5 protein-coding genes are annotated in these 4,389 nt (G+C 67.7%); all 5 read right to left on the bottom strand.

Annotated elements, in window-relative coordinates; genetic code table 11:
- Nucleotides 1–51: 51 nt before the first annotated feature.
- Complete coding sequence (locus tag F6Q13_RS16745) at nt 52–1,275, bottom strand: cytochrome P450 (protein ID WP_293058934.1); 1,224 nt, start codon at nt 1,273–1,275, stop codon at nt 52–54.
- Between the two features lie 9 nt (nt 1,276–1,284).
- Nucleotides 1,285–2,190: a haloalkane dehalogenase gene (locus F6Q13_RS16740; RefSeq protein ID WP_293058931.1), complete on the bottom strand. Its 906-nt coding sequence runs from the start codon at nt 2,188–2,190 to the stop codon at nt 1,285–1,287.
- A 21-nt stretch (nt 2,191–2,211) separates the two neighbouring features.
- The gene (locus F6Q13_RS16735; RefSeq protein ID WP_293058928.1) at nt 2,212–2,691 is read right to left on the bottom strand and encodes an NUDIX domain-containing protein; all 480 of its coding nucleotides are present in this window, start codon (nt 2,689–2,691) and stop codon (nt 2,212–2,214) included.
- Nucleotides 2,692–2,695: 4 nt separating this feature from the next.
- Nucleotides 2,696–4,054 carry a wax ester/triacylglycerol synthase family O-acyltransferase gene (locus F6Q13_RS16730; protein ID WP_293058925.1) on the bottom strand — a complete coding sequence of 453 codons (1,359 nt, stop codon included), beginning with the start codon at nt 4,052–4,054 and terminating at the stop codon, nt 2,696–2,698.
- A gap of 54 nt (nt 4,055–4,108) precedes the next feature.
- Nucleotides 4,109–4,389 (bottom strand): hypothetical protein (locus F6Q13_RS16725; protein WP_293058922.1); only part of this gene is annotated, 281 nt, incomplete at its 5' end.

Genomic DNA, 4,389 nt, shown 5'->3' with positions numbered 1-4,389 from the left:
CCGCCGGTGCTCATTCGTTACAATTATGTAACGAATTAATGGCGCGGCACACTAGATCTGTACGGGCAGTGACGACAACCCCCGCAGCGTGAAATTCGGCTTGTATTGCGGTTCGCCGATCAGCCGTGCGTTGGGAAACCGCGCCGTCAGGGCCGAAAGCGCCACCGCGGCCTCCAGCCGCGCCAGCGGAGCGCCGATACAGAAGTGCAAGCCTCGACCAAATCCTAGGTGACGAAATGGTTTTCGATTGGGATCGAAGACTTCGGGTCGTTCGAACTCAGCGGGGTCACGGTGGGCCGCGGCCAGCAGCAACAGCATGGTGTCGCCGTGCGGAACGCAGACTTCGCCAATCGCCATATCCTCGGCAGCGATTCGGGCGACGAGCTGGACCGGCGGGTCGTAGCGCAGGGTCTCCTCGACAACCGCCGCGGCGTGATCGGCATTGACGCTCAAGGCGGCCCACTGGCCGGGATCGCGCAGCATCGCCAGCACGGCATTGGCGATGAGGTTGACCGTGGTCTCGTGTCCGGCGATCAGCAACAAACTGCAGATGGCCACGATTTCGTCCTGAGTCAGCTGATCTCCAGATTCCTCCACCGCGATCAACCGCGACATCAGGTCTTCACCCGGGTGCGAGCGGCGTTCCTCGACCAGGGCCGTCAAGTATTCCCGCAACCACCGTCCAGCGCGCATCCGTTCCTCGAAGCCGTCGGGCAGTTCGCCGCGCAGCGATACGAACGGGTCGAGCATCTGCACCAACGACGCCGACGCGTGGCTGAATTTCGGCTCGTCGTCCAGCGGCACGCCCAGCAGCCGGCAGATCACCGCCACCGGCAGCGGATAGGCGAGGTCCGCGACAACGTCGAACCGGCCCCGCTCGGCGATCCGGTCGAGCAATGCAGCGACCAGCGTGGTGATTTCGGGCTGCAGCGCGCCCGCCACTTTGGGTACGAACGCCTTGCTGACCAGGCTGCGCAGCCGGGTGTGGTCGGGCGGATCGAGGAACAAGAATCCCGGCATCCGCTCTGCCACCCGCGCCGGGTCTTTTCGGAGCTGGCGTTGCACGATGGTGGACTTGTCCCGGTCATTGGCCGACGACGGGTGCCGCAGCACCTCGTCGCAATCCCGATACGACGAAAACACAACAAGATTGGCGTCCGGTAACACCACCGGTCCGTAGTCGCGAAGCTGCGCGCAGAGCGGGTAGGGATCGGCTCTATTCGCCGGCGCCAGCAGAGCCAGCAACAACGCCTGCGCTTCGTCGACGTGCGTCATCGCGGCGGTTCAGGACCGCAGGAAATCGACGATGTAGCCCGCCAGCTCCTCACCGGCATCTTCCTGCAGGAAATGCCCGGCGTCGCGCACCACCGGATGCTCGATGCCCTGCGCGCCGCGCATCTGGCGCTGAAAGATCGGCGCCATCGCCCCGGTAATCGGGTCGCCGTCGCTGAAGGCGACCAGCATCGGAGTCGGGCTTTGACACAGCCTCGCCCACGCGGACCGGTTGGCCGCACTGGCGGGGTCGTCGGGTGCGGTGGGGACCAGGCCCGGCATGGCGCGCGGCCCGGCGCAGAAGCTGTCGTCGGGGAACGGCGCGTCGTAGGCCTTGCGGACGGCCTCGCTCACCGGCCGGCGACACCCGGCTTGCACGAACCAGCTGACCTCGATCGTCGGCCGGGTCTGGATCGCCTCACGGAACCGCCACCAGATTTCCGGCATATCGAAATCCCCGGTCGGCAGCCCGGTGTTGGCGACGACGATCCGGCTGAAACGCTCCGGGTTCTCCGCAGCCAGCCGCAACCCGATCAACCCGCCCCAGTCCTGACCGACCAGGGTGACCCGCTGCAGATCGAGGACGTCGAACGCGAGCGTGCGCACCCACTCGACGTGGCGGGCGTAGGTGTGATCCTCGCGTCGGGTCGGCTTGTCGGAGCGGCCGAAACCGACGAGGTCCGGGCAGACGACCCGATACCCCGCCTCGACCAGAACCGGAATCATCTTGCGGTACAGAAACGACCACGACGGCTCACCGTGCAGCATGAGCACCGGGTCGGCGTCGTCCGGGCCGTCTTGCACCCAGGCCATCCGCAGCGCGCCGCCTTCGTCGTCGGGAACGTCGCAATACCGCGCGACGTAGGGGAATTCGGGAAGATCGGCAAACCGCTCGTCAGGGGTTCGCAGTGTCTGCATACCACTGAACATACCGGTGGGTCAGCTGCTCTCGCCCGGGACGGCCAGGTGAGCCATCAACCGGTCCAGAAACGGACGCTGGCCGGCGAGCAGCTTGACTCTGGCCTGTGGCAGCGGAAACCAGCCGACGCGGTCGATCTCCGGGAACACCTTGATTTGTCCCGAGCCTCGGGGCCATTCCACCTCGACGGTGTTGCTGTGCGCGCCGGTGATGTCGAGATCGGCCCGCACCGCGAACGCCGTGACGATCTTGCCGCCCGGCTGTTTGAGGGACCCGAGGTCGATGCGCGGCCCGTCCGGCACCGCCAGCCCCACCTCTTCGACGAATTCGCGCTGTGCCGCCGCCCACGGGTCTTCTGCATCGGCATACTCGCCCTTGGGGATCGACCACACCCCGTCCTCTTTACCGGCCCAGAACGGGCCGCCCGGATGCGCGATCAGGACCTCGACGACGCCGTCGCTCACCCGGTACAGCAGCAGCCCGGCACTTCGCTTGGGCACCAGGCTAGACCCCGACCGCGCGTTCCAAGTCCTTCAGCGAGGTTTCCAGATCCCCGAGCAATCGCTGCAGATGCGGCACACTGCGCCGGCAGCCGACGACCCCGAAGTCGAGGTTGTCGGCGTTGTTGACCACGGTCATGTTCAACGCCTGCCCGTCCAGTGCGATCGACAGCGGATAGTTGCCGTCGAGCCGGGCGCCTCCCCAATACATCGGCACGGCGGGCCCGGGCACGTTGGAGATGACGATGTTGAACGGCGGCGGCGCCGACGCGGCGTAGCCCGGCACCGCTCCGAGTGCCAGCGGCGCGATGAGCAGCGCCGACAACGCCAGTGCCTGCATCCGCGGCAGTTCGGAGAAGACCTTTTTGTTGCGGCACATCGACTCGTTGATGACCTGGAGCCGGACCGCCGGATCGTCGACGTCGGTGGCCAGGTTGCACAGGATGGCGCCGACCATGTTGCCGCCGCTGTCGGCCTCGTCGGCGTTGCGCAGGCTCACCGGGACCATCGCGATCAGCGGTGTGTCGGGCAGCGCGTGCTGGTCGGCCAGGTAGTACCGCAACGCGCCGGCGCACATCGCCAGCACGACGTCGTTGACGGTCACCCCGGCCGCGCGCTTGATGCGGGTGACCCGGTCCAGCGCATAGGACTGCGCCGCCACCCGGCGCGCGCCGCCGACCCGGACGTTGAGCATGGTGCGCGGTGCGGCGAACGGCAGCGTCAACTGCTGTTGAAGCAACGCGGCGCGAGCCAACCGCACTGTCGAAGGAGCCAGGGCGACAAGAGATCCCGCGGTTTGGGTGAGTACCTGCCAACGAGACCGGGCGGATGCGTCAGGTCGCCGGGGCAGACTCCAGATCGCCCGCAGCTCGGCATTGTGGGGATCGGTGGACAAGGTGCGCTGCATCAGTTGCAGCGCCGAGACGCCGTCGATCAGGGCGTGGTGAAACTTGACGTACAGCGCGAACCGACCGTCGGTCAGCCCCTCCACGAAATGGGCTTCCCACAGCGGGCGGTGGCGGTCGAGCAGGCTGCTGTGCAGGCGCGACGTGAGCTCGAGCAGCTCGCGGATCCGCCCCGGCGAGGGCAGCGCCGAACGGCGCACGTGGTAGTCGACGTCGATGTCGTCCTGGTCGTCGTAGGCCCAGCCGATATTGGCGATGCCGCCGAGCAGCTGGGCGGGGCGTTTGCGGAAAGTAGGCTGAAAGTCGGCGTTGGCGATCAGCGCCGCATAGGCCTCCCGGACGAAGTGGGGACCGGCGCCCGCGGGCGGCTCGAACAGCTGCAGACCACCCACGTGCATGGGGTGCTCGCGGGACTCGGCCAGCAGGAATATCGAGTCGGCGGGTGTTATCAGCTCCATCTGCCCATTTAAACCGCGCCGAGCACCCGGTTGGGCCGAATCAGGCAACCGGCATCACAGACGCGGGAAACCAGGCAGCCCCGGCAGATGCGGACCACCGCCGTGGATGATGCCGGGCAGGCCCGGAATGCCCGGCCCCGGAATCCGTGGGCCCGGAATGCCGGGCCCGGGAATGCCGGGGCCCGGCCCGAAAATCCCGGGGCCCGGCATCCCCGGCCCGGGCGCGGGCAAGGGCGGCGGAGCTATCGGCGGCACGGGCACCGGGGCCGGGGCTATCGGCACCGGCACGGGCGCCACCGGGGGCGGAGCTATCGGCACCGCCGGCCCCGGCACCG

It is taken from the genome of Mycobacterium sp. (genome assembly GCF_008709575.1).
In the GTDB taxonomy this organism is placed as follows: domain Bacteria; phylum Actinomycetota; class Actinomycetes; order Mycobacteriales; family Mycobacteriaceae; genus Mycobacterium.
The sequence above is the reverse complement of the archived record's forward strand: the minus strand, read 5'-3'. Positions and strand labels throughout refer to the sequence as shown.

Bases quoted from the DNA above. Each gene is read 5' to 3' on its own strand.
- F6Q13_RS16745 (WP_293058934.1), bottom strand. From the start codon at position 1,275: ATGACGCACGTCGACGAAGCGCAGGCGTTGTTGCTGGCTCTGCTGGCG.
- F6Q13_RS16740 (WP_293058931.1), bottom strand. From the start codon at position 2,190: ATGCAGACACTGCGAACCCCTGACGAGCGGTTTGCCGATCTTCCCGAA.
- F6Q13_RS16730 (WP_293058925.1), bottom strand. From the start codon at position 4,054: ATGGAGCTGATAACACCCGCCGACTCGATATTCCTGCTGGCCGAGTCC.